Below are 936 nucleotides of genomic sequence, written 5' to 3' on the forward strand. Positions count from 1 at the left end.
CTAATCGTTCAACGCCATCAAGCGGGCTGGCCTCAAGCTCACATCGCCGCTGCGATGGGGGTCTCTCGCAAGTGCGTGAAGACCTGGATCGACCGCTACGACGATGAGGGCGACGCCGGTCTGGTCACCCGCTCGTCGCGTCCGCACACGACGCCGACCAAGACCAGCGCCGAGATCGAGCAGAAGGTCCTCGCGGCCCGTGCCGAGTCGCGCGAGGGTCCAGACGTGCTGGGCCCGAAGGTCGGGGTCCCGGCCCGGAGGGTGTCACGGATCCTGCGTCGCCACGACGTCCCGTATCTGCGTGAGTGTGACCCGATCACCGGGGAGGTGATCCGTTCCTCGAAGCAGAGCGCCGTGCGCTACGAACGTGAACGCCCAGGCGAGCTGGTCCACATGGACGTCAAGAAGATCGGCCGCATCCCTGAGGGAGGCGGGTGGCGCGTCCACGGCCGTGGAGCCGGATCGCTTCAACGCGACCGGTCCACGAGAGTCGGTTTCGACTACGTCCACTCGCTGGTCGACGACCACTCCCGGCTCGCGTACAGCGAGATTTTGCCCGACGAGAAGGGCCCCAGCTGCGCTGCGTTCCTCGAGCGAGCCATCGCCTACTTCGCCGCCCACGGCATCACCGGGATCGAACGGCTGATGACCGACAACGCCTGGGCCTACCGGTGGTCACTGCGCGCCGTCTGCACCGAGCACGACATCAGCCAGATGTTCATCAAGCCCCACTGCCCCTGGCAGAACGGAAAGGTCGAGCGCCTGAACCGGACCCTGGCCATCGAGTGGGCCTACCGCCAGGTCTTCACCAGCAACGACGCACGAGCCGCGGCCCTTGCGCCCTGGCTGGAGCACTACAACACTGAACGCCGCCACAGCGCACTCGGAGGCAAGCCCCCGATCAGTCGGCTGCTACCAACCTGATCGCCGGGTACA

Annotated in this window: 1 protein-coding gene; it reads left to right on the plus strand. The window is 66.7% G+C overall.

The genetic code is table 11. The features are described 5' to 3' along the window. On the plus strand, positions 1-924 hold a 924-nt coding region (locus KVF89_RS02580; protein ID WP_257423091.1), incomplete at its 5' end, for an IS481 family transposase. Between the last annotated feature and the right edge of the window lie 12 nt (positions 925-936).

This window comes from Nocardioides carbamazepini, assembly GCF_024614185.1.
In the GTDB taxonomy this organism is placed as follows: Bacteria; Actinomycetota; Actinomycetes; order Propionibacteriales; family Nocardioidaceae; genus Nocardioides; species Nocardioides carbamazepini.